This window comes from Flavobacterium stagni (assembly GCF_004122105.1).
In the GTDB taxonomy this organism is placed as follows: domain Bacteria; phylum Bacteroidota; class Bacteroidia; order Flavobacteriales; family Flavobacteriaceae; genus Flavobacterium; species Flavobacterium stagni.
The window spans coordinates 153,677-175,839 of the sequence record NZ_SBKN01000004.1 but is presented as its reverse complement, the minus strand read 5'-3'; the positions used below and the strand labels follow the sequence as shown (position 1 = coordinate 175,839).

Here is a 22,163-nt window from a genome sequence, read left to right as displayed (position 1 = left end):
CTATTTTACAATTTTAACCGATTGTCGACCTGTATTGGTATGCAAATTCAAATAATATACCCCTTTTGCATATGGAAAATCAAAGCTGTAGTTTTTCTTTCCTGCGCTGTCAATAACATCGACAATAAGAGTTTTGACTAATTTACCTTGTACATCATAAAGTCCTAAGTTTAAATGATCAACGCCTAAATAGTCAATTTCAATATTCAATTTATCTTTGATGGGATGGGGTGCGATTTTCACTTGTAATGGAATTCGCGCTTGTTCGTTAAAAGCCGGCACACTCATGTTGGGTGTCATTTTATAGATGGTCGTTCCACAAGCATACGCCAAATCCGGACTCATTACAAAAATTCGATTCAGATTACTGCCGACTGTGGTATTGGTCCAAGAATCACCGCCATTGGTTGTTTCATAGAATCCGGTGGCATGACCACCCATCCATCCGTGGTTTTCATCCACAAATCCGACGGCTTGAATTTCGGGTTCGGGGGCTACTTTGGTAATCCAAGTCTGACCTCCATCTGTAGTTTTAATTAATTTTCCGTTGTTAGGAGCAACGGCTTCAATTGCGCCAAATAGTACATTGGAATTCCCTTGTAACACTTGAATTTTCCAAACATATTCCCCTGCAATGGTATCGTTGAATAAAGTCGTCCAGGTCTGACCCCCATCTGTAGTTTTTAAGATAACGGCACCGGTACTATTATTCCCAGCCGCAAAACCGGTATTTTCATCCAAAAACAAGATCTCGACTAAGGCTTCTGCATAAGCGCTCATGTCTATGTATTGCCAAGTCACACCACTGTCGGTTGATTTAATGATATATGCTGGAGAAAAATAGGCACCACAACCATAAACGGTGGATGTCCCTACACAATCCAACCCACAAATGGCTTGTGGATTTGGGGTTATAGTAACCAAATTCCAGGTAGTACCCCCATCGGTAGTGTGGTAAAATTTACCATTTAAGGTGCCTAGAAACCCAATATTCTCATCTAAAAATTCGATATTCCGAAAATAGTGGTTACTGCCCAACAAGGTATTATTGGTTTGCAACGTCCAATTTGAACCCCCGTCAGTCGTTTTATAAACGGCAGCATAATAGCCATTAGCGGCCCATCCTACATTTTCATTGAGAAAAAAAACATCGTCAAAACGTTGACCGTTCGTATTTACTGCGACGTTGGGTAGTGGAGCCCAAGTGAGTTGAGCTGAAAGTTTCATCCCTAGTAGAATAGCGGACAAAAGCAACTTTTTCATGGTTGAAGATTTTATCCAAAAGTAAAAAATTAACGTTTTATTAGAGGCGTATTTGAAATAAAAATAAGAGATTTAACACCAATTTGTACCCAATCTAAATTTGAAATTCACCCAAAAACAAACATAGAATGATTCAACTTCGTTACCTTCTTTTTCTTTTTGTAGTGGCCACGGGATGGTCGCAAGAGAACCTTTCCTACCAAAAACCACCCGCCGAAATTTTAGCTTTGGCTGATTACCAACGAACTCCTTCTGTGAGTATGGATAGCCGCAAAGAATACATGTTGCTCTCCTACCGAAGTACTTATAAATCACTTGATGATTTGAACCAAGAGGAAATGCGATTGGGAGGCTTACGCATCAATCCTGTAACCAATATTTCGAGTACGGCCAATTACATCACCAACTTGAAAATTCGTAAAGTCAAAGCAACTGAAGAAATTCAAGTGGCGGGCTTACCCGAAAATCCAAAAATCACCTTCGTAAGTTGGTCCCCCGACGAGCGAAAAATTGGTTTTACCCATACCACTGCAAAAGGGGTCGAACTCTGGATTATTGATGTAGCATCTGCTTCAGCAAAGAAAATCACTGCTGATAATTTGAATGCGAATTTGGGTTCGCCCTATATGTGGAAAGACAATGCGACTTTACTCATCATGCAATTGCCCGACAATCGCCCTGCGTTAATTGATCAAAAGAAAGATTTACCAACGGGTCCGACCGTTTCTGTGAGTGATGGTAAAAAATCGCAAAATCGTACTTATCAAGATTTATTAAAAAACAAAAACGATGAAGCCAATTTTGATGCATTGGTAAGTGCTGAATTGTACTGGGTAACCCTTGATGGTACAAAAAAATTATTCAAACCTACCGCAATTTATGCCGGTGTGAGTTTTTCACCTGATGGAAAATACATCATGATTACGCAAATTGAAAAACCGTATTCGTATATCGTTCCTATGAGTCGTTTCCCACAAAAATCGACAGTATATACTACCGATGGTAATTTGGTAAAAGTTGTGAACGAAGTTCCACTGACCGAAATCATGCCCAAGGGATTTTCCTCTGTACGCAAGGGGAAACGCAATATGAGTTGGCGTCCAGACCTCCCTTCTACCCTATTTTTTGTAGAAGCTTTGGACGAAGGTGATGCTGGTAAAAAAGTAGATTACCGCGATGCCTTGTATTCATGGGAAGCACCATTCAATGCAGCACCACGCGAATTTATGAAAACAATTCAGCGCTTTTCGGGTATTTCTTGGGGGAATGAAACCGTCGCTTTCGTCTATGACGATTGGTACGATACCCGCAACCAAAAAACCTATTTTATCAATCCATCAATTAATAATACACAACCTAAAATTGTTTGGGATTTAAATTCACAAGACATTTATGCGGATCCGGGCGAATTTGAAACCAAACGCAATGCTTACAACCGTTATGTTTTAGCTATTGAAAACGACAATGTGTATCTGTTAGGAAAAGGATTTACAAAAGAAGGACAATTCCCTTTTGTGGATGAATTTAACTTGAAAACCTTGAAGTCAAAAAGATTGTACCAATCGAAATTAAAAGATAAAAAAGAAGATTTACAGTCTATTGAAGATTTCAAAAAAGGCGAATTGTTAGTGATGATTCAATCCAAAAATGAATTTCCAAACTACTATTTCCGCAATATGAAATCCGGGAAACTAACGCCGATTACTTCGTTTAAAAATCCGTTTGAAAGCATTAAAAATGTGTACAAAGAAGTAATTAAATACAAAAGAAACGATGGGGTTGAATTATCGGGGACATTATACTTACCTGCCAATTATGACCGTACTGCCAAAAAAGAAAAGTTACCGCTATTGATTTGGGCGTATCCAGCCGAATTCAAAGACAAGAGTTCGGCAGGACAAAGCGACAAAAATCCGAACGAATTTACCTTCCCAAGTTATGGTTCCTTTATTTATTGGGTAATGCGCGGCTATGCGGTACTTGACGATGCTTCGTTCCCTATTATTGGTGAAGGAACGACAGAACCCAACGATACATTTATCCCACAATTAGTCGCCAATGCAGAAGCAGCCATCAATGCTGTTGATCAAATGGGATACATCAACCGTAAAAAAGTGGCTGTGGGCGGACATTCCTATGGTGCTTTTATGACTGCCAATTTATTGACGCATTCTAATTTGTTCGCTTGTGGTATCGCCCGTAGTGGAGCCTATAACCGAACATTAACCCCTTTCGGATTCCAAAGTGAACAACGCAATTATTGGGATGTACCTGAAATTTACAACGGGATGTCGCCATTTATGCAAGCCGATAAAATGAAAACACCTTTGTTATTAGTTCACGGTGATGCCGATAACAATCCGGGAACATTTACCCTGCAATCGGAACGCTATTTTCAAGCCTTAAAAGGGTTGGGCGCACCTGCCCGATTGGTATTATTACCTAAAGAAGCCCATGGTTATGTTGCCAAAGAAAACATCTTCCATTTGTTATGGGAGCAAGACCAATTCTTGGAAAAATATTTGAAAAATTAAATTATAATATCAAATTCTTTAAAGCCTTGGGTAAATTCACTCAAGGCTTTTTTTATTGCAAAAAAAATAATATTTATTGTTTATCAATAAATTTTTATTACTTTAGCACTTTAAATTAAAAATCAATCATTATGGAAATTAAAATTAGTTCCGATTTTATTCTTAAAGGACTTCAACTTATTTCATGGGTAGTTTTTATCGGACTTTGTATTCACTCGGGGAGCTTACTCTTTACTATGGTTTATGCTTTAATCGGGAATCCAAATGCAGCCGATTACTATGAATTAGATCACGTATTACAAGCGGATAATTCGCATTTTATCACACTAATGAGTATCATGATCATTGTAGCTGTTTTGAAGTCGATTTTATTTTATTGTATTATAAAAGTTTTTGTAAAAAAACACTTAAATGTAAACTATCCGTTTACGGAAGCTTTTTTTTCATTCATTAACAATATGGCTTGGTTTGCCTTAGGTATTGGCCTATTCTCTTACTGGGGTTCTGGCTATTTAAAAAAATTATCTCTATTAAATTTACCAATTCCCAATGAACAAACAGTACACATTGCTGGTGCTGATGTCTGGATTTTTATGGCTATAATTCTTCTAGTATTAGCCCAATTATTTAAAAAAGGAGTGGCTATGCAACACGAAAATGAATACACAATTTAATTATGGCAATAGTAGTAAACCTTGACGTTATGATGGCAAAACGAAAAATGTCATTGAACGAACTTTCCGAAAAAGTTGATTTGACATTATCCAATTTATCCATTTTAAAAACAGGCAAAGCGAAAGCAATTCGATTCAGTACATTAGAAGCGATTTGCAAAGTTTTAGAATGCCAACCCGGTGATATTTTGGAATATCTTCCAGAAAAATGATACGGAATAAATGAACTATTTTTTTATTGAAAAATATACCGATTTTCCAGATTCAATTGTCGATTCATGTTCTACAAAAACAATTGAGTCGTTGACTTTTAACTCAAGGAAATAATGACTTCCGCGAAAATAGCTCTGTATGACTTTAGCGGGTATCCCTTCCGCTGAAATTTGGAGTTGATGGGGAAATGCTAAGTGCTTTTCTCCTTGCCATTCAAAGACCGAAATATCCCCAAAAAGAGAGGCTACATAATGATTATCCGTTTGAAATAATTCTTGAGGGGTTCCCTTAGCCAAAAACGCGCCATCTTTCATCACCATCACCGCATCGGCAAAGGATAGAACGTCGGTGCTGTCATGGGTAGCAATAAGTGTTGTGATATTTTTTTCCTTCAAATACCGAAACAATTTTCGGCGTAGACTATTTTTTCGAAAATTATCAATATGACTAAAGGGTTCGTCCAATAACAAAACTTCGGGTTCGAGCGCTAACACACGGGCTAATGCTACGCGTTGCATTTGACCTCCACTCAGATATTTTGCTTTGGTATCGGCAAATTCGGTCATTTCCACCGTATCCAACAATTCCATAACTCGGGCGCGTTTCACGTCGGGATAAATATTGGACAAATATTTCCCCACATTTTCGGCCACCGTAATAAACGGCATCAAATCAAAATCTTGGGCCAAAAACTTCATGTATTCCATGCCTGGAATGAGATGGTACTTGGGTCCGAGCACCTCATTTTCCTTCCAAAAAATCTGACCCGCATCCAAATCGTACAAGCCGTAAACGAGTTTGAGTAAGGTACTTTTTCCACAGCCACTTTCGCCAATAATGGCAAAGGTTTGACCCGCTTCTACCGAAAAAGAAAGCGGTTGAATGGTGGGTTGATTGAGATATGAGAATTGAATTTCGCGAACGTCTAACATGAGGCAAAGGTACGGACTAAAACGGTTTTAAAATAACAAAGGTGGCTCAAACCAACCACCTTTGTCAACCTAACCAATAAATAAACAAACATTACTTGCTTGCTTGCAAGTATTTTTCAAAGTGCCGTGTATGCACGCGCGCTTTTAAATCGTGTAATAAGTTATATAAGCCAAAAAATGTTCGGTTGATATAGAGGAAATGTTTGGAACCTCGGTTACCGTTCATTTTTCGCAATTGGGTATCTTTGGCAAATTCTTCACCCATCACGGCTATTTTTCCGAAGAAATCTTCATCCGAAAAATCAAAATAATCGGCGTGAAACGGTTGGGTAAACAAACTCAACAAGTCATGGAAAATTTTGGTGAAATAGGCAATTTCTTCCGGACTGTCATCCAAACGAAGAATCTCTAATTCGTATAGTTTTTCATTGAAAATAACCGGATTATTGATGTTCTTTTTCTCGGCTAATTCAAAATAAGGAATGTAAAAGTCCATCGGAACTTTTTTGATACAACCAAAATCGATGGCCACCAATTTCCCTTCTTTATCCACCAAAAAATTACCGGGATGCGGATCGGCATGCACTTGTTTTAATTCGTGCATTTGGTACATATAAAAATCCCAAAGCGCCTGACCAATGCGATCGCCCAAAGCTGCATCTTTATTCTGTTGCGCAAACTCCGACAAATGCAGGCCTTCAATCCATTCCATCGACAATATTTTGGAAGAAGAATATTCCGGATAATACTTCGGGAAACGAAGATTTTCAATGGCACTACATTTTTGTGTCATTTCCAAACTTTGCTGCAATTCCAATTCGTAATCGGTTTCTTCCAACAATTTATCTTCTACTTCTTTGAAGTATTTTTCCGAATCTTTCCCTTTCAAATTAAACATTCGAATGGCAAAAGGCTTCACCAAAGCCAAGTCCGAACTTATACTCTCCGCTACACCGGGGTATTGAATTTTCACAGCAAGATTTTTCCCATCCTTGGTTGCTTTGTGTACCTGACCAATACTGGCGGCATTTGAAGCATCTGGAGTGAACGTATCGTATAAGTTTTCGGGATATTGACCTAAATATTTTTTAAATGTTTTTCGAACTAAAGGAGCAGATAAAGGCGGCACACTAAATTGCGACAACGAAAACTTGTCGACATATTGTTGGGGCATGATACTTTTATCCATACTCAACATCTGTGCAACTTTCAACGCACTACCTTTTAAATTTTTTAACCCGTCGTAGATATCTTCTGCATTATTCTCATTCAATTTATCACGAGAAACGGAAGGATTGACCAATTTTTCGCCGTAATAAGCGACATAATTGGTACCCACTTTGAGTCCGGTTTTCACCAACTGACCCGCGCGTTCAATCTTTCCGGTAGGTATTTTATCTAGGGTTTTCATCCGTTTAGTTCATTTTTTCTTTCCACAAGAATTTGCCCAAATCAAACAAACTCTCAAGAGGTTGTGTATTGGCTAAATCCATTGCTGTATTCACTGATTTTTCGATCAAAACATCGGTTTTTTCAAAGCCTTTGGACGTATCTTCAATCCAAAATTTTAGAAGGAAAAGAAAATTCACCCACGCACCTTCAGCCATCACTGGTTTTGAGATTTTTTCGAATTTCTCTTTCCACATTTCTTCTTGAGGGAAATCAAATGTATCTACGACAAAATCTTTAAACTGGTTTCTCAACCCTTTGAGTGATTTCAAATTTTTTAACGCTTGCTGATGGCCTTCCAATTGAAAAAGAACATAGCTTCTATTCAAGGTTAAGATTTCAAAAAAAGTAAAGTACAATGTCAACAATTTATTGCGTTGGTTGTAACTTTCATAATGCTCATCGTTCTTCATTGTCGCAACCGCATTGGCAAACATTTGCACCCAAATATCCTCTTTAACCGCAGCTAAAGAACCATAATGCACATAAAAATCCGCTTCAGTTATGCCGTTGTCATGGCAAAACTGGTAGACATTCTTAGGTTCGGCATCGTTTTTCAATACCGAGTCCATAAAAAGACTGACAATGACTTGATCGTCAACAATTTTCTTTTTTCCGCGTTTTTTGGCTGTGGGTTCCATATTTTGGTATTTGATGTAAAGATACTACTTGTTTAATCTTTTAAACAAATAATTAAACAAAAATATTTGTTAATATTTGAAAATAAAAAAATCCAGTCGGAACTGGATTTCTATTTATTACCGTTGACCGGCTTCTTTTTGTGCGTCTTGAACCATTTTATCATTGGCTATAATCGAGAACTCAACCCTGCGATTTAAAGCTCTTCCCGCATCGGTTTCATTATCACCAATGGGATCTGCTTCGCCCATTCCCACAATTTGAAAACGCGCTACACTCAATCCTTTGGAAGCCAAATACTCTTTTACGGCTTGTGCTCTTTTTTCTGACAAATTCAAATTATAATCGTCGGCGCCTTTGGCATCGGTATAACCAAATATCTTGATGTCGGTATCCGCATACTCTTTAAACACCGGAACCAATTTGTCCAAATTGGCTTTGGCTCCAGCCGTTAATGTCGATTTGTTAAAATCAAAACGAACGGCATTTTCACCCAAAGTTAATTTGATCCCTTCCCCTACACGTTCCACTTGCGCTCCGGGTAAAGCGGTTTCAATTTCACGGGCTTGTTTATCCATTTTACGACCGATGACGCCACCCGCAACACCGCCGATTACACCTCCCAATACAGCACCCATGGCACCGTTTCCGCCTTTACCTGCATTGTTTCCAATCACACCTCCTAAAACCGCACCAGCAACCGCACCAATAGCGGCACCGCGTTGGGTTTTATTTGTGTTTTTAACCGACTCACAACTGGTCATCATCGGACCAGCGATAAGTCCGGCTGCCACAACTATTGCTATATTCTTTTTCATACTTTAATTTCTTACAAATTGATACACTACTTGAACCGACTTTCCTCCCACGTTGGCCGTATCGATTAATTCAAAGGAAGAATCGGTAACATTGGCTACAGTTAAAACATATCCTTCTTTTACTTTTTTCGCTTTGGATTCGTCCAAAATCTTCATCACAAATTTACCTTCATCATTGATGAACCATGTGATGGGCGAACTGTAAGCTGGGCAATTTCCTTGATTCAAAGCGAATTCTCCTTTATTATTATTGGAAATAAACTTCCACTGACTTCCCACAAAACATTTACTGTCTGCCAAGTCAAAAGCGTTGATTTTAATATAATCCGAACCTGGGAAAACGACCTTTGACAATGTCCAATTCCCTTTCAAAGCCACTTGCGTTCCTCGATCCAATCGTGTTGCGGTTGCCGACTTTGATTTACATGCGACAACCATAACTATTGCCAAACACATTACAAAAATTTTTCTCATGGTATTCTTGTCTTTATTTTAATGCAAAGGTAAACCTTAACACAAAATAATTTGTAGAATTTAACGAATCCTTAATGGCGATTTGTTCTACGACAATTTGTCAGTTTTTCCCCATTTGGTACTCTCTTTGTTCAGTTGGAAATCAAATTTTGTATAACTAAACTTTTAAGATATGTCAACAGGAAAAATCAATGTATCCGTAGAGAACATCTTCCCGTTAATCAAAAAATTTCTGTACAGCGATCACGAAATTTTCCTTCGTGAATTGGTTTCCAATGCCACCGATGCCACATTAAAACTCAAACACCTTACCGGTATTGGCGAAGCAAAAGTGGAATACGGTAATCCTTTTATCGAAGTTAAAATTGATAAAGAAGGGAAAAAACTTCACATCATTGACCAAGGCTTAGGAATGACAGCGGATGAAGTTGAAAAATACATCAATCAAGTGGCTTTTTCTGGCGCTGAAGAATTTTTAGAAAAATACAAAGATTCTGCCAAAGACACCGGAATCATCGGTCACTTCGGACTCGGTTTCTACTCAGCATTCATGGTGGCTGAGAAAGTGGAAATCATTACCAAATCGTTTAAAGACGAACCTGCAGCCCATTGGACCTGCGACGGTAGTCCGGAATTCACCTTAGTACCACATGACAAAACAACCCGCGGAACGGAAATCATCTTACATATAGCTGAAGATTCCACCGAATTCCTGGAAGAACACCGCATTGGGGATTTGTTGCGTAAATACAACAAGTTTATGCCAATTCCGATCAAATTTGGCACCCGTAAAGAAGCCCTTCCAAAACCGGAAGATGCGGGCGAGGATTACAAGACCGAATTTGTTGACGTAGATAATATCATCAACAATCCCGAACCAGCTTGGACCAAACAACCTACCGATTTAACGGATGAAGATTACCAAAGCTTCTATCGCGAATTGTACCCCATGCAATTTGAAGATCCGCTATTTCATATCCATTTGAATGTGGATTATCCGTTTAACTTGACCGGAATCTTGTACTTCCCGAAAATGTCGCAAGAGGTACAAATGCAAAAAGATAAAATCCAATTGTACCAAAACCAGGTTTTTGTCACCGATAATGTGGAAGGAATCGTTCCCGAGTTTTTAGGAATGTTACGCGGTGTGATTGACTCCCCAGATATTCCGTTGAATGTTTCGCGTTCCTATTTACAGGCGGATGGAAATGTGAAGAAAATCTCCAACTACATTACCCGCAAGGTTTCGGACAAATTGAAAGCACTTTTCAATGAAAATCGCACCGACTTTGAACAAAAATGGAACGATATTAAAATCGTGTTGGAATACGGAATGTTGACCGAACCCAAGTTTTATGAAAAAGCTGGTGACTTCGTGTTGTATCCCACAATTGAAGATAAATTCTACACGCTTTCTGAATTAAAAGAAAGTGTAAAAGACATCCAAACCGATAAGAATGGAAAATTAGTTGTACTCTACACTTCCAACAAAGAGCAACAGCACAGTTACATTGATATTGCTAAAGAAAAAGGCTATCAAGTGGTTGTTTTAGATTCCCCTATTGTTTCGCATTTGATTCAAAAATTAGAGGCTGACAATGAAAATCTAACTTTTGCGCGTGTCGATGCCGATCACATTGATAAATTAATTCAAAAAGAAGACAGTACATTATCTAAACTATCGGATGAGGAAAAAGAACAGTTGAAAGGAGTCATTGAAAATTTTGTTCCCAAAGCCAATTACACCGTTCAAATTGAAGCGATGGATAGCAACAGTACTCCATTTATTTTGACACAACCCGAGTTTATGCGTCGCATGAAAGAAATGAGTCAGACAGGCGGTGGCGGCATGATGGGCTTTGGAAACTTCCCTGAAATGTACAATTTGGTAATCAACTCCAATTCAGATTTGGCAGCAACACTGCTCAAAGCCGAAGCCAATGCGCAAGAAGAATTGGTGAAACAAGCGTTGGATCTTGCTAAAATCTCCCAAGGATTATTGAAAGGTGAAGAGTTAACCGCCTTTGTGAAACGCAGTTTCGAGCGCATTAAATAATTTGAAATAAAAGCTATAAAAAAGCTGTTGGTTGCGACTGACAGCTTTTTTTATTTTGTGAGATACCGTATCTTTAGCCAACTTTAGAACGAATTTCTATGAAAAAATTAGTCTTAATTACGCTTATGAGTTTACAAACAATAGCCGTCTCTGCCCAACAAGATCCTTATCTTTGGCTAGAAGAAGTCGATGGTGTGAAAGCCATGGAATTTGTAAAAACCAACAATACAAAAACATTTGACCAATTAAAAAAGAATACCAAATACTCCCAACTTTACAACCAATCCTTAACCATCATCAATTCCAAAGCCCGCATTGTCTATCCTTCTGTCACAGGGGAATATGTCTATAATTTTTGGCAAGATGACCAACACGTTCGCGGTATTTGGCGGCGGATGTTAAAATCCAATTACGATAAAGGAGCAACACAATGGGAAACCCTTTTGGACGTGGATGCTTTAGCGAATAAAGAAGGAAAAAAATGGGTTTTTCACGGGGCAACACCGCTTTATCCTGGCAACGGATTGTATTTAATCAGTTTGTCTAATGGGGGTGGCGATGCCAATGAAATCCGCGAATTTGATGTGCGCACCCAACAATTTGTCCCAAACGGGATTACCTTTCCAGAAGCCAAATCGAATATTCAATATGTGGATGAAAATACGTTGCTTGTGGCAACCGACTTTGGGCCGGGCACTTTGACGACTTCGGGTTATCCCAAAAATGTGAAATTATGGAAACGTGGCACGCCTTTATCCGAAGCTAAAGTGCTTTTGGAAGGCGATCCAACCGATGTGTTCAACAGCGGAACGGTCTACCGTGACAATGACAAAAGTTATATCATTATCAACAAATCCCTATCCTTTTATACTCGAAAGTTATATTGGTATTCCAACCAAGAATTACGTGCCATTCCTTTGCCAGAAGACGCTACACTAGAAGGTATTAAATTTGGAAAAGCTTTAGTCCAATTAAAATCAGATTGGGAAATCAACCAAAAAATCTATACCCAAGGAAGTCTATTAGCCATTGATTTCGAGGGACTAATGCAAGGAAATTTTGCAATTGATGTTTTGTTCAAACCCACTGCGGTGGAGAGTTTGGAATCGGTAGTCACCACAAAAAAATGGGTGGTAATCAATGTCTTAAACAACGTAAAAAGTGAAGTTTTTCTTTTAGGTAAAGGAAAAGACAAATGGTACCAGACGAAAGTGAGTGCTCCTGCTTTTGGAACCATTAACATTGTAAGTGCCAATCGTGAGAGCGACGATTTTTATTTCACTTTTGAGAATTTCCTCGAACCCACCTCGCTTTATGAGTTTTCTGCCCAAAATACAACACCCAAAAAAGTACAAGGGCTCCCTGCATTTTTTGAAGCAGATAAATACCAAGTAGAACAATACATGGCCCGTTCAACCGACGGCAAAGAAGTTCCTTATTTTATCATTTCTTCAAAATCGACAGTTCGCAACGGTAAAAACCCCACACTTTTGTATGGGTATGGCGGATTTGAAGTGTCCATGCAACCCTTTTACAGCGGTGCCATGGGCGCATTATGGTTGGAACAAGGCGGCATTTATGTTTTGGCTAATATTCGTGGCGGTGGGGAATTTGGTCCCGCTTGGCACCAAGCTGGTTTGAAAGAAAAACGTCAGATTGTATACGATGATTTTACCGCTATTGCGAAAGATCTTATCCAGCGGAACATTACTTCGCCCGAACATTTGGGCATTATGGGTGGCAGTAATGGCGGCTTGTTAATGGGTGTCGCTTTTACCCAACATCCCGAACTGTATAATGCGGTAGTTTGTCAGGTGCCACTTTTGGATATGCAGCGTTACAATAAATTGCTCGCTGGAGCGAGTTGGATGGGTGAATACGGAAACCCCGACCTTCCCGAAGAATGGAAATATATTCAAAACTATTCGCCCTATCAAAATGTAAAAAAAGGAATGAAATATCCTGAAGTCTTTTTTATGACTTCCACCCGTGATGATCGGGTGCATCCAGGTCATGCCCGAAAAATGGCGGCCAAAATGCAAGATATGGGATACAAAATATATTATTATGAAAATGTAGAAGGCGGTCACGGGGGTTCGTCAACCAATGAACAACGCGCCCAATGGAATGCATTGCAATACACGTATTTATTGGAAAAATTGAAGTCCAATTAAAGAATGCCTTCGGGCATTTTTTAATTTTTTGAATTTAAACGAACTTTACAAAAAGTAATCCGATGAACCTTTCCATAGAAACCCCTGCCCTACTTTTCTCCGCCACTTCGTTGATTTTATTGGCCTATACCAATCGTTTTTTGACCATTGCTCAAATTGTGCGCGGACTCAAAAAGAATTATGACGAAAACCGCAACAAAAGTATTTTGGACGAAATAAAGAATTTGAATTTACGACTCACCTTAATTCGCGCCATGCAAATGTTTGGAGTATTATCCTTATTTCTCTCCGTATTTGCCATGCTTTTATTGTATCTCCAACAAACAGTTTTCGGCATTTATATTTTTGGGTTAAGTTTATTGTGCTTATTGATCTCGCTTGGAATTTCTTTTTGGGAAATAAGCATTTCAGTAACCGCTTTGCGTGTCCATTTAAAAGATTTAATTGAAGAAACAAAAAACAAGGATTAATGGGATTTGATTGGCTCACTTTAATAAAAGAATTACCCGAATTGGTCCTGAATCTAGGCGGACTAGTGAAAAACAATCGCGCCTTAAAAGACCAATTGATTCGCGAACTCAAACTCAATTTGAAAGCATTTGAAACGGCTCAAAAAGGGAAAAGCATTAACTATGACAAACTCTTATCGTTATTGAAAAACGAACAAATTCAAATTGCTCGAAAACAACGATTTGCCTTCAACACCATAAAATCGGGTGAAGTTACACTCAAGCACATTCACAACGATCGCAACAAAAAATATGTGGGTAAAACCTGCGCTTGGCTTTTTAAAAATATTGATGAAAAAATAGAAGATCTGCGCATCCAACAACAGTACCACGGCAGTCTTTCGCAAATAGAAAACAGCAACATTGCCCTTCAATTTTCAAATTTGTTGTATAAGTTAAAATTATTGGCCGACTTCATCGTGGATTAAACCTTAATCACAAGTTGAAGTCCAACTAAAAAAATCACATTATGAAACGGTATTTTTCATTTGTGTTGGTTGTACTCGGATTGGCAACCACACAGGCGCAAGACGAAAATCTTCCTGAATTCACGGGAGATAATTTTAGTTTAGAAGGAGCATTGACCTTATTTCAAAAAGCAAATTCGTTGGAAGAATTTGAACAACTTCTCAATCAAGAGAATAATGGTGTTAATAATTTAGACCTCAACGGAGACGGAACAATCGATTACATCCAAGTTGATGATTACCAAGAAGGCGATACCCATGCGATTGTTTTGAGTACGTTTTTATCCGAAAATGAAAAACAAGACATTGCGGTCATTGGTATTGAAAAAACAGGAAATGAAAGTGCGCAATTGCAAATTGAAGGCGATGAAGATTTGTATGCGGCCAATACGATTGTCGAACCCACAGATGTGGCTGAATCAGTGAAAGAAAATAAGGGTCCGAACCCACCCTATTATTCCAATCAACCTCTAGTGGTGAATGTTTGGTTGTGGCCATCCGTCCGATTCATTTATCGTCCAGGGTATGTGGTTTGGCGCTCACCGTGGCGTTGGGGAACTTACCCCAAATTCTGGCGTCCTTGGCGACCTGTGAGTTACACCGTATTTTACACCCGATGTGCACCTCATCGTGTGTATTTCCATCGAGTTCCCACACGTCGAGTAGTAGTAGCTCATCGTATTTATAAACCCATGCGTCGCCACTCTACAGTAGTTGTACACAATAAAAGAGGTACCAAAGTAGTTCGCCGCACCCCTCGAGGAACCACCGTAATCCGCACCCCACGCGGAGGTGGAAGAAGAAGATAATTTTTAAAATGAAGAAATCCCGATTGTTTCGGGATTTCTCTTTTTAAACAGTTACACTGTTTACTCTAACCAAACAAAGTATTGAAAAAAATCAAAAACTTTCAATAATTGATAAAAAAATGGGCATCCCTAAAGTGATATTAAAGGGAAACGTTATGGCCAACGCCATGGGTAAAAACAAACCTGGATTGGCTTTAGGAACGGCAATTTTCATCGCCGCAGGTACCGCAATGTAGGAGGCACTAGCCGCTAAAACCGCCAACATAAATCGGTTTCCTATTTCGGCTACAAAGAATCCTGAAAACCACGCCACAAAACAGCCATTGATTAAAGGAATAACTAAAGAAAAAAGGAGTGCAAATTTTCCATTTTTAAAGAAATCATTCAATTTTTCACCACTACTGATTCCCATATCCAATAAGAAAACAGCCAAAAATCCTTTAAATAAATCATTCGTAAACGGCTTGATCCCTTGGGCTTGTTCTTCATTCGCTAAAAATCCGATACACAAACTTCCTAGAATTAAGAGTACACTTCCATTAGTTAATGAATGTTTGAGAATACTAAGCAATTTAGGACCTTCTTTATCGGGGGAGAAAAAACGAATCATACTCACCCCAACCACAATGGCAGGCGCTTCCATCATGGCCATTACAGCTACCATATACCCGTTAAATTGGTACCCAAGCATTTCTAAAAAACTCCCCGCTGTTACAAAAGTAACGGCACTTACAGAACCATAAGCCGCGGCAATAGCTCCTGAATCGTAGACTGAGAAATTGCGTTTTAAAATAAAAAAAGTGTAAAACGGAATCACCAAAGCTGAAGTTAATCCTAGAAAAACCGCACCTAAAATCTCTTGACTAAACGTACTGTGCGACAACTCTTGCCCGCCTTTGAATCCAATAGAAAAAAGCAGATAAATTGAAATAAACTTGGATGAATTTTGGGGAATTCGTAAATCACTTTTCAATTGCACGGCCAGAACACCTAACAAGAAAAAGAGCAATGCAGGGTTTGTTAAATTGTCAAAAAGTAAATGTAAATCCATAATTATTGATTTGATGCGCGTTGTAAACGATCATTAATTGTTTTACCCAAACCTTCGTCTGGAAATTTTTCAATGACCATACCATCAAATTGCATTTGATCGATGGCAAAGAGTTTAGCATATAACTTTTGGGCGGCATTCTCAAAATCAGTGGATGACTCCCAATTAAATAATGAACAGTTTTCAGGTAAATTTTCAATCCTTGAATGAGTCAAAACCGCTATTTTTTGTGACTTGTAAAGTCCGAAAGTTTGAATTGTTTCCTTAATATTTTCCGTAAGAAAAACCGGTGTGTTGGGGGCATAATGTTTGGGGTAACGCCCGGGTGTAAAAAAGATTTTATCGGATTTTCCTTCATAAGAAACATCGCCTATAACTTCTGTAATTGCCTCCAAAGAAAGTGACCCTAATCGGTAAACTTTTACTCGATTGTTTTCATAACCAACGATGGTCGATTCTAAACCGGAAACACATGGCCCACCATCCAAAACAAAGACATCATCTTCTTTGAAATAATGTTCGACCATCGCAGCGGTGGTCGGGCTAATTCTCGAAAAAGGATTAGCGCTAGGTGCCGCTAAAGGAAACCCACATTGATGTATCAAGTCTAAAGTGAGTGGATGATTCGGCATTCGCAGTCCGACAAACGGACTCTCACCGGTAATCCATTGTGGAACGCGTTCATTTTTGGGCAATAAAACCGTCAACGGTCCCGGCCAAAAATGTTCCATCAAGGTCAATAGCGGCATCGGAATTTCATTGACCAATTGTTCGCATTGCGCGATGGACTCCACATGAACAATCAACGGACTGTTTCGCGGACGTTTTTTTAATTGATAAATCTTTTCAACAGCCTTCTCACTGTACATATTGGCAGCAAGACCGTAAACCGTTTCCGTTGGAATGGCCACCACATCTTCATTTTCTAAATATAGCTTGGCAATCTGTATTTCTGGGGTATGCATAGCTGTTAGGGATTACAATAATCGCAATATTGCGGATCTTCCATTTCTTTTTGATTGGGGAAAAAGGATTTTACTTCATGGCTGCATTCCTGGCATTTACGCAAGGCGTACAACGGTGAGCGCGTAGGTTGTTTGCACCAAGCACAAGGCAAACCTGCTTCCATTTTTTGAATGGAAAATCCAGGTGCTTGACAATTTGGACAAAGCGATAAAATAGTGTTCACCAAATTTTCAGTTGCTTTCCCAATGGCCTTCATTCGTTTGGGGTTGACCATGGCGCGCATGTCGGTTTCTGCATACACGGTTCCAAAATTTTTCTTTAAAAAAGTATAGGTCTCCCAAAGTGTTTCCACATTGGTAATTCCTTTGAAAATAGGGTCAAAACTATTAGCCTCTTTTCTTAAAATAATACCGTGTGATGGAAAACCAATGCGTTCCATAAACGATTCCATTTCGTCTTCGCTTGTGATTGAAGTCGACGAAAAATTGGTGTCGGTTGTCCAAAACGACCCTGTAAACTCTTTGCCACTTTGGTTGTCAATTAATAGTACCATTTCAAAATCAGCTGGTAAAAACGGACTCGAGGGATGCGCACCGAAAGACCCTTCGCTTGCCAGTACGAGATCGGATTTATTCTCTTTCATAGCTAAGGCGCACTTGGCGCGAAGGGTTTCGAGTACACTTCCTTTTCGTGAAACTTCACCCGAAAATGTACCCAGACTATCGGTGTTTAAATGAGCAGGGACCACACACTCAACTCTCAGTCCCTGCTCAACAACAGGAGCAATAGCGATCTCCTTTTGATGCGCTGTGGCAATGCATAATTTTTTACCTAAAAAAGCATTCATGCTTCACGCTCAATATGAATTTCACTATATATTTTAAACGTTGAATCCGAAGTTTGACCGGACTTCATAAACTCTTGCACTTCATGTAAAGCTTGTTGTAAAGCTATAATACGTTGCTGTGCATGTTGGGTTTGTGCCACATTTCGAATCGACTTACTGAATGCATCTTGTTGATGAAATTGTATTTTGTAATTCATCAATTTGGTCAATAATTCGAAAGCTTCATCCGCTTGAAACGAACCCTTAATCAATGTAATTCTCTTTTCTTCCATCCGTCGTTAATTTTAAAATGGTTAGCAGTAACACAATGCCGATTGCTTCTAAGAAGTTGGAAACTATCCCATCACCGCTTTTCATTTGATATACTGTGATTCCTAATAAACTTAGAATAAGAAATCCTAATTTAAAAGGTAACATTCACAGGGGCTTTAAGGGAAATAGAACGTTCATTTTGCTGTAGCTGCGTCTGAATTTGTTGCCATTCAGCTTGCAAATCTTTGATGCGTTTCTCCCTGAACTTGATATCTTCTTCCGAAGCAGCCGTGGCAATTTTTCGTTCATGAAATTTTATTTTCACATCCACCATTTCGCGCAGTAAACTCAGCGCTTCCTGGGGAGAAAATTGTCCCTGTATTAATTGTAATTCCATAGTTAACGTATTATTGACCTTGACCTAATGAGAAAGCGGGTTCGCCGTCAAAATGATATAAATTCTCTGTTTTGATGACATCAATCTCCAAAACATGGGCTTGCTGTAACAATTGAATAACTTTGATTTTTTCAATCGGTTTTCCATCTAGCGGTTTGAATCGACAACGCCAGTGATCGGTACAAAACGTTTCAGAAAATCCTTCAGGCCAAACTTTTATACCGCGGTTGGTGATCATACTTAATCCTACATTTCCATCGCCCAAGACTCGAACTTTCTCAGCCAGTTCATCGGCATTTGTACCACTCCAGTGTACAAATAAATCCACACCATGTAGCATTTTGGTTTTGGGTGCGGGTCGTTGGTATTTGGGCAATTGCATGGGTTTGGATGCACCGTATGATACTGGCTTCAACACAGATGGCACTTGTCCCAAGCGTTCAATAATGGCTGCTGCAAAAGCTTTGGTCCCTACTTTTTGAGTACTCACCCCTTCGACATAAATATCATACGTATGAATTCCGTCTTCAATGGTTTTTAACCAAGCATTTTGAATTTTTTCTGCGACATTATTTTGACCAATGTGTTGCAACATCATAATGGCTCCTTGTAAAAGCCCAGAAGGATTGGCCATATCCTGTCCCGCACGACGGGGTGCCGAACCGTGAATAGCTTCAAACATGGCACAACTTTCGCCAATATTTGCCGAACCGGCCATCCCTACCGAACCAGCGATTTGTGCGGCGACATCCGATAACACATCGCCGTAGAGATTTAAGGTGACAATCACATCAAATGCTTCCGGAGTATCAGCCAATTTGGCGGCACCGATATCGATGATCCAATGTTCATTTTCAATTTCGGGATACTCCACCGCGATTTCATCAAAAACTTTGTGAAATAACCCATCGGACTGTTTCATGATGTTGTCCTTAGTGAAACAGGTCACTTTTTTACGTCCAAAAGCGCGGGCATATTCAAAAGCATAACGGATGATCTTTTCACAACCCGGGCGACTGATTAATTTAAGACATTGCACCACTTCGTCCGTTTGTTGGTGCTCAATTCCTGCATACAAATCTTCTTCGTTTTCGCGAATAATTACCACATCCATCGCAGGATGTTTGGTGGCGACATACGGACTTAAAGCAAGACAAGGACGAACATTAGAATACAACCCTAAAAATTTACGGGTGGTAACATTCAAACTTTTGTATCCACCTCCTTGAGGAGTGGTGATTGGTGCTTTGAGAAAAACTTTATTCTGACGAATCGTGTCCCAAGAAGCGGAAGCAATCCCTGAAGTGTTCCCTGAAAGATAGACTTTCTCTCCAACTTCAATTTCGTCATACACTAAGGCTGCACCGGCAGCATTTAAAATGGATAAGGTAGCGTCCATGATTTCTGGACCAATTCCATCCCCTTTTGCAATTGTAATTCTTGTCATCGTTTTCTGATTTAACGATGCAAAGTTGAAAAAGTTAATTCATATATTTTTATTTATGTTTTAAATAACATATATAAACTTTTATTTATATTAATCAATAATCCAAAGCAAAACGGGATGTGAAGTAGTTTGCAATTGTTGATCCAAAATCCGCATAAAAGCATCCGAAACCGCGGGACAGCCCCAACTCAGCGGACTCACACGTGGATAAATTTCAGTATTGGAAACGGCACTCCACGAATGCAAAACTACCACTCGATCAACGGCTGATTTGTTTTGCTCTTCCATACCATGCAACCAATATTTGACTTTTATGCCCCACGAACTGTAATCCCGTTTCCCGATTTTAAATTTCCCTTTCATACTACAATGGCTATTTTGACGGGCATCAAATTTAGCTTTTTCCCATTGGTCGGGATTTTCTTCAAACACATCACAACTGCCATGGGTAACAATATTTTTATGCGTAATAGAATCTTTTTTAAAGTCGAATACAAAAAACCGAAACTTTCCGGGATGTACACTTAAATCCACTAAATAATAAATGTCGGTGTTAAACCCGTTCTTTTTACAATAGGCAAGAGCTTCTTGGTGATTTTTAACATAGGATTTTGCGGGTGGCGCAAGTGGCTTATTTTCCTTGGAACTACCATTATTACAACAAATTAAAAGTAACACAAATGCAATAACTAAATGTCTCATGGATGAAAGGTTGGTTATTAGGATAACTCCATTTTTAAAAAAATATTTAAACCTTAACTGTTAAAAGTAGTCTTATCAAAAAACTGAACCACATGGAACTTCCACATCTTTGGTCTTTACGCCTCGGATTTTCAAACCGTCAAGCCCCCGCTATTCAAGCCTTGGGAATGGAATCTTTTTTGAAAAAAGCCTTTAAAGCGCCTTTTTCACAAACCGAGCCCGAATGTTTGAAAGACGATCCAAAGTCGTTGCTAGAACTTCGGGAGAAACGCCAACAATTTAAAAATGGGCAATCCGAAGAAGCTAAAAAATTAATCAAAGAACAAATTCAAAAAGGGGTCGAACTCAAACAATGGTGGCTTCAGGAGTTACTTCAGGCTGAATTTCCTTTACGCGAGAAAATGGTGTTATTTTGGCACAATCATTTTGTGGCAACCAGTCAGAAAGTAAAAGTAAATTGGTGGATTTACCAACACAACCAACTCCTACGGGAAATGGCGTTTGGTAATTTTAAAACTTTGACCAAAGCCGTCATTCAAACCAATGCCATGGTGCGGTATTTGGACAATGTGGACAACAAACGTGGTGAAATCAACGAAAATTTGAGTCGGGAACTGCTCGAACTTTTCACCTTAGGCATTGGGAATTATACAGAAGAAGATATTAAAAATGGTGCCAAAGCTTTGGCTGGCTTGAATCTTGGCGAATCCAAAGCGCAATACCGTCCGCGTATCGAGGATAATGATACGATTACCTATTTGGGAAAAACAGGGCATTTCAAGGCCGATGATTTGGTCGATCAAATTTTTGAACAACCCAAAATTCCTTATTTAATCACTCGTAAAATCTTGAAATGGTTCATATATGATACTCCCGACGAAAAATTGGTAACCTATTATGGGGATTATTTTCGAAAGGTCAATTTTGAAATCCAACCTTTGTTACTTAAAATTTTTACAGAAGAATACGCCAAACCTACTGCAGGGAGTAAGATTAAAAATCCGTTGGAATTTATCGCACAACTCCATGACGAACTTCAAATTAAAATGCCGAATATTCCCGTTTTAGTTTTCTTTTTACGGCAACAAGGCATGGATTTATTCAACCAACCCAATGTCAAAGGCTGGGATGGCGGCACAAGTTGGCTGACCTCTCAAATCTATTTGCAACGGCAAAACAGTGGGGATTTGCTCTGTAGTGGCCGACTCTTAAACCGAAGGATTTTTAAAGATGCTCCTGAAAATGGGGAAGTTCCAAAAATGAAAAATGAAAATTTAAACATTTCCATCGCTTTTTCACCTACAGATTCCAATGTGGAAATCATTCAAAAACTAAGCAACCGTTTGCTTTTTCAGGTAAGTCCCGAACTCCAAAAAGACATGGAATCGGTTTTAAAATATGATTTTGATGGCCAAAGTGCCAATGCCCAACAAGCCGTTATTCGGTTATTCAATTACATCATAAAAACACCAGAATTTCAATTGATTTAA

General features: G+C 39.0%; 22 protein-coding genes. 9 read left to right on the top strand and 13 right to left on the bottom strand.

Going from position 1 to position 22,163, the window contains the following annotated elements:
* Window positions 1-1,263, bottom strand: a complete 1,263-nt coding sequence (locus EQG61_RS08240; RefSeq protein WP_129461447.1) for a YCF48-related protein — start codon at window positions 1,261-1,263, stop codon at window positions 1-3.
* 128 nt (window positions 1,264-1,391) lie between these two features.
* Here EQG61_RS08240 and EQG61_RS08235 point away from each other — a divergent pair, with 128 nt between their 5' ends.
* From EQG61_RS08235 to EQG61_RS08225, 3 genes are all read left to right on the top strand, one after another.
* Entirely contained in the window at window positions 1,392-3,797 is a 2,406-nt protein-coding gene (locus tag EQG61_RS08235; RefSeq protein WP_129461446.1) for a S9 family peptidase, read from the top strand.
* A 131-nt stretch (window positions 3,798-3,928) separates the two neighbouring features.
* Window positions 3,929-4,471, top strand: a complete 543-nt coding sequence (locus EQG61_RS08230) for a DUF2975 domain-containing protein (protein ID WP_129461445.1) — start codon at window positions 3,929-3,931, stop codon at window positions 4,469-4,471.
* 2 nt (window positions 4,472-4,473) lie between these two features.
* The gene (locus EQG61_RS08225; RefSeq protein ID WP_129461444.1) at window positions 4,474-4,683 is read left to right on the top strand and encodes a helix-turn-helix domain-containing protein; all 210 of its coding nucleotides are present in this window, start codon (window positions 4,474-4,476) and stop codon (window positions 4,681-4,683) included.
* A 15-nt stretch (window positions 4,684-4,698) separates the two neighbouring features.
* Here EQG61_RS08225 and EQG61_RS08220 read toward each other — a convergent pair whose 3' ends face one another.
* The 5 genes from EQG61_RS08220 to EQG61_RS08200 all read right to left on the bottom strand — a co-directional run bounded on the left by EQG61_RS08220 (window position 4,699) and on the right by EQG61_RS08200 (window position 8,996).
* Window positions 4,699-5,616: an ABC transporter ATP-binding protein gene (locus EQG61_RS08220; protein WP_129461443.1), complete on the bottom strand. Its 918-nt coding sequence runs from the start codon at window positions 5,614-5,616 to the stop codon at window positions 4,699-4,701.
* Between the two features lie 91 nt (window positions 5,617-5,707).
* Entirely contained in the window at window positions 5,708-7,027 is a 1,320-nt protein-coding gene (locus EQG61_RS08215; RefSeq protein ID WP_129461442.1) for an ABC1 kinase family protein, read from the bottom strand.
* Window positions 7,028-7,031: 4 nt separating this feature from the next.
* A complete protein-coding gene (locus EQG61_RS08210) occupies window positions 7,032-7,706 on the bottom strand; it encodes a TetR family transcriptional regulator C-terminal domain-containing protein (protein WP_129461441.1) in 675 nt (224 codons plus the stop codon).
* Window positions 7,707-7,823: 117 nt separating this feature from the next.
* Window positions 7,824-8,522: an OmpA family protein gene (locus EQG61_RS08205; protein ID WP_129461440.1), complete on the bottom strand. Its 699-nt coding sequence runs from the start codon at window positions 8,520-8,522 to the stop codon at window positions 7,824-7,826.
* A gap of 3 nt (window positions 8,523-8,525) precedes the next feature.
* Complete coding sequence (locus tag EQG61_RS08200; RefSeq protein ID WP_129461439.1) at window positions 8,526-8,996, bottom strand: lipocalin family protein; 471 nt, start codon at window positions 8,994-8,996, stop codon at window positions 8,526-8,528.
* Between the two features lie 172 nt (window positions 8,997-9,168).
* Here EQG61_RS08200 and htpG point away from each other — a divergent pair, with 172 nt between their 5' ends.
* The 5 genes from htpG to EQG61_RS08175 all read left to right on the top strand — a co-directional run bounded on the left by htpG (window position 9,169) and on the right by EQG61_RS08175 (window position 15,011).
* On the top strand, window positions 9,169-11,052 hold the full coding sequence (htpG, locus tag EQG61_RS08195; protein WP_129461438.1) for a molecular chaperone HtpG: 1,884 nt from the start codon (window positions 9,169-9,171) through the stop codon (window positions 11,050-11,052).
* Window positions 11,053-11,150: 98 nt separating this feature from the next.
* The gene (locus EQG61_RS08190) at window positions 11,151-13,226 is read left to right on the top strand and encodes a prolyl oligopeptidase family serine peptidase (RefSeq protein ID WP_129461437.1); all 2,076 of its coding nucleotides are present in this window, start codon (window positions 11,151-11,153) and stop codon (window positions 13,224-13,226) included.
* Window positions 13,227-13,288: 62 nt separating this feature from the next.
* Entirely contained in the window at window positions 13,289-13,696 is a 408-nt protein-coding gene (locus EQG61_RS08185) for a DUF2721 domain-containing protein (protein WP_129461436.1), read from the top strand.
* Window positions 13,696-14,163 (top strand): hypothetical protein, encoded by a 468-nt coding sequence (locus EQG61_RS08180; RefSeq protein WP_129461435.1) that lies wholly within the window; start codon window positions 13,696-13,698, stop codon window positions 14,161-14,163. The genes EQG61_RS08185 and EQG61_RS08180 overlap by 1 nt, the downstream gene beginning before the upstream one ends.
* A gap of 41 nt (window positions 14,164-14,204) precedes the next feature.
* Window positions 14,205-15,011, top strand: a complete 807-nt coding sequence (locus EQG61_RS08175) for a hypothetical protein (RefSeq protein ID WP_129461434.1) — start codon at window positions 14,205-14,207, stop codon at window positions 15,009-15,011.
* 91 nt (window positions 15,012-15,102) lie between these two features.
* Here EQG61_RS08175 and EQG61_RS08170 read toward each other — a convergent pair whose 3' ends face one another.
* From EQG61_RS08170 to EQG61_RS08140, 7 genes are all read right to left on the bottom strand, one after another.
* Complete coding sequence (locus tag EQG61_RS08170) at window positions 15,103-16,062, bottom strand: sodium-dependent bicarbonate transport family permease (RefSeq protein ID WP_129461433.1); 960 nt, start codon at window positions 16,060-16,062, stop codon at window positions 15,103-15,105.
* A 2-nt stretch (window positions 16,063-16,064) separates the two neighbouring features.
* Entirely contained in the window at window positions 16,065-17,027 is a 963-nt protein-coding gene (locus tag EQG61_RS08165) for an L-threonylcarbamoyladenylate synthase (protein WP_129461432.1), read from the bottom strand.
* A 5-nt stretch (window positions 17,028-17,032) separates the two neighbouring features.
* Entirely contained in the window at window positions 17,033-17,875 is an 843-nt protein-coding gene (locus tag EQG61_RS08160; protein ID WP_129461431.1) for a DUF6671 family protein, read from the bottom strand.
* Window positions 17,872-18,147, bottom strand: coding sequence for a hypothetical protein (locus tag EQG61_RS08155; protein WP_129461430.1), 276 nt, complete (start codon window positions 18,145-18,147; stop codon window positions 17,872-17,874). Before EQG61_RS08155 ends, EQG61_RS08160 begins: the two co-directional genes overlap by 4 nt.
* A gap of 131 nt (window positions 18,148-18,278) precedes the next feature.
* Complete coding sequence (locus tag EQG61_RS08150; RefSeq protein WP_129461429.1) at window positions 18,279-18,524, bottom strand: hypothetical protein; 246 nt, start codon at window positions 18,522-18,524, stop codon at window positions 18,279-18,281.
* 10 nt (window positions 18,525-18,534) lie between these two features.
* Entirely contained in the window at window positions 18,535-19,971 is a 1,437-nt protein-coding gene (locus EQG61_RS08145; protein ID WP_129461428.1) for an NADP-dependent isocitrate dehydrogenase, read from the bottom strand.
* A 90-nt stretch (window positions 19,972-20,061) separates the two neighbouring features.
* Window positions 20,062-20,673, bottom strand: a complete 612-nt coding sequence (locus EQG61_RS08140) for a murein L,D-transpeptidase catalytic domain-containing protein (protein WP_129461427.1) — start codon at window positions 20,671-20,673, stop codon at window positions 20,062-20,064.
* A gap of 92 nt (window positions 20,674-20,765) precedes the next feature.
* Between EQG61_RS08140 and EQG61_RS08135 the strand changes: the two genes are divergently transcribed.
* Window positions 20,766-22,163 (top strand): DUF1800 domain-containing protein, encoded by a 1,398-nt coding sequence (locus tag EQG61_RS08135; RefSeq protein ID WP_129461426.1) that lies wholly within the window; start codon window positions 20,766-20,768, stop codon window positions 22,161-22,163.

Bases quoted from the DNA above. Each gene is read 5' to 3' on its own strand.
- EQG61_RS08135 (WP_129461426.1), top strand. From the start codon at position 20,766: ATGGAACTTCCACATCTTTGGTCTTTACGCCTCGGATTTTCAAACCGT.
- EQG61_RS08215 (WP_129461442.1), bottom strand. From the start codon at position 7,027: ATGAAAACCCTAGATAAAATACCTACCGGAAAGATTGAACGCGCGGGT.
- EQG61_RS08150 (WP_129461429.1), bottom strand. From the start codon at position 18,524: ATGGAATTACAATTAATACAGGGACAATTTTCTCCCCAGGAAGCGCTG.
- EQG61_RS08235 (WP_129461446.1), top strand. From the start codon at position 1,392: ATGATTCAACTTCGTTACCTTCTTTTTCTTTTTGTAGTGGCCACGGGA.
- EQG61_RS08155 (WP_129461430.1), bottom strand. From the start codon at position 18,147: ATGGAAGAAAAGAGAATTACATTGATTAAGGGTTCGTTTCAAGCGGAT.
- EQG61_RS08180 (WP_129461435.1), top strand. From the start codon at position 13,696: ATGGGATTTGATTGGCTCACTTTAATAAAAGAATTACCCGAATTGGTC.
- EQG61_RS08225 (WP_129461444.1), top strand. From the start codon at position 4,474: ATGGCAATAGTAGTAAACCTTGACGTTATGATGGCAAAACGAAAAATG.
- EQG61_RS08165 (WP_129461432.1), bottom strand. From the start codon at position 17,027: ATGCATACCCCAGAAATACAGATTGCCAAGCTATATTTAGAAAATGAA.
- EQG61_RS08170 (WP_129461433.1), bottom strand. From the start codon at position 16,062: ATGGATTTACATTTACTTTTTGACAATTTAACAAACCCTGCATTGCTC.
- EQG61_RS08140 (WP_129461427.1), bottom strand. From the start codon at position 20,673: ATGAGACATTTAGTTATTGCATTTGTGTTACTTTTAATTTGTTGTAAT.
- EQG61_RS08205 (WP_129461440.1), bottom strand. From the start codon at position 8,522: ATGAAAAAGAATATAGCAATAGTTGTGGCAGCCGGACTTATCGCTGGT.
- htpG (WP_129461438.1), top strand. From the start codon at position 9,169: ATGTCAACAGGAAAAATCAATGTATCCGTAGAGAACATCTTCCCGTTA.
- EQG61_RS08145 (WP_129461428.1), bottom strand. From the start codon at position 19,971: ATGACAAGAATTACAATTGCAAAAGGGGATGGAATTGGTCCAGAAATC.
- EQG61_RS08240 (WP_129461447.1), bottom strand. From the start codon at position 1,263: ATGAAAAAGTTGCTTTTGTCCGCTATTCTACTAGGGATGAAACTTTCA.
- EQG61_RS08185 (WP_129461436.1), top strand. From the start codon at position 13,289: ATGAACCTTTCCATAGAAACCCCTGCCCTACTTTTCTCCGCCACTTCG.
- EQG61_RS08160 (WP_129461431.1), bottom strand. From the start codon at position 17,875: ATGAATGCTTTTTTAGGTAAAAAATTATGCATTGCCACAGCGCATCAA.
- EQG61_RS08230 (WP_129461445.1), top strand. From the start codon at position 3,929: ATGGAAATTAAAATTAGTTCCGATTTTATTCTTAAAGGACTTCAACTT.
- EQG61_RS08175 (WP_129461434.1), top strand. From the start codon at position 14,205: ATGAAACGGTATTTTTCATTTGTGTTGGTTGTACTCGGATTGGCAACC.
- EQG61_RS08200 (WP_129461439.1), bottom strand. From the start codon at position 8,996: ATGAGAAAAATTTTTGTAATGTGTTTGGCAATAGTTATGGTTGTCGCA.
- EQG61_RS08220 (WP_129461443.1), bottom strand. From the start codon at position 5,616: ATGTTAGACGTTCGCGAAATTCAATTCTCATATCTCAATCAACCCACC.
- EQG61_RS08190 (WP_129461437.1), top strand. From the start codon at position 11,151: ATGAAAAAATTAGTCTTAATTACGCTTATGAGTTTACAAACAATAGCC.
- EQG61_RS08210 (WP_129461441.1), bottom strand. From the start codon at position 7,706: ATGGAACCCACAGCCAAAAAACGCGGAAAAAAGAAAATTGTTGACGAT.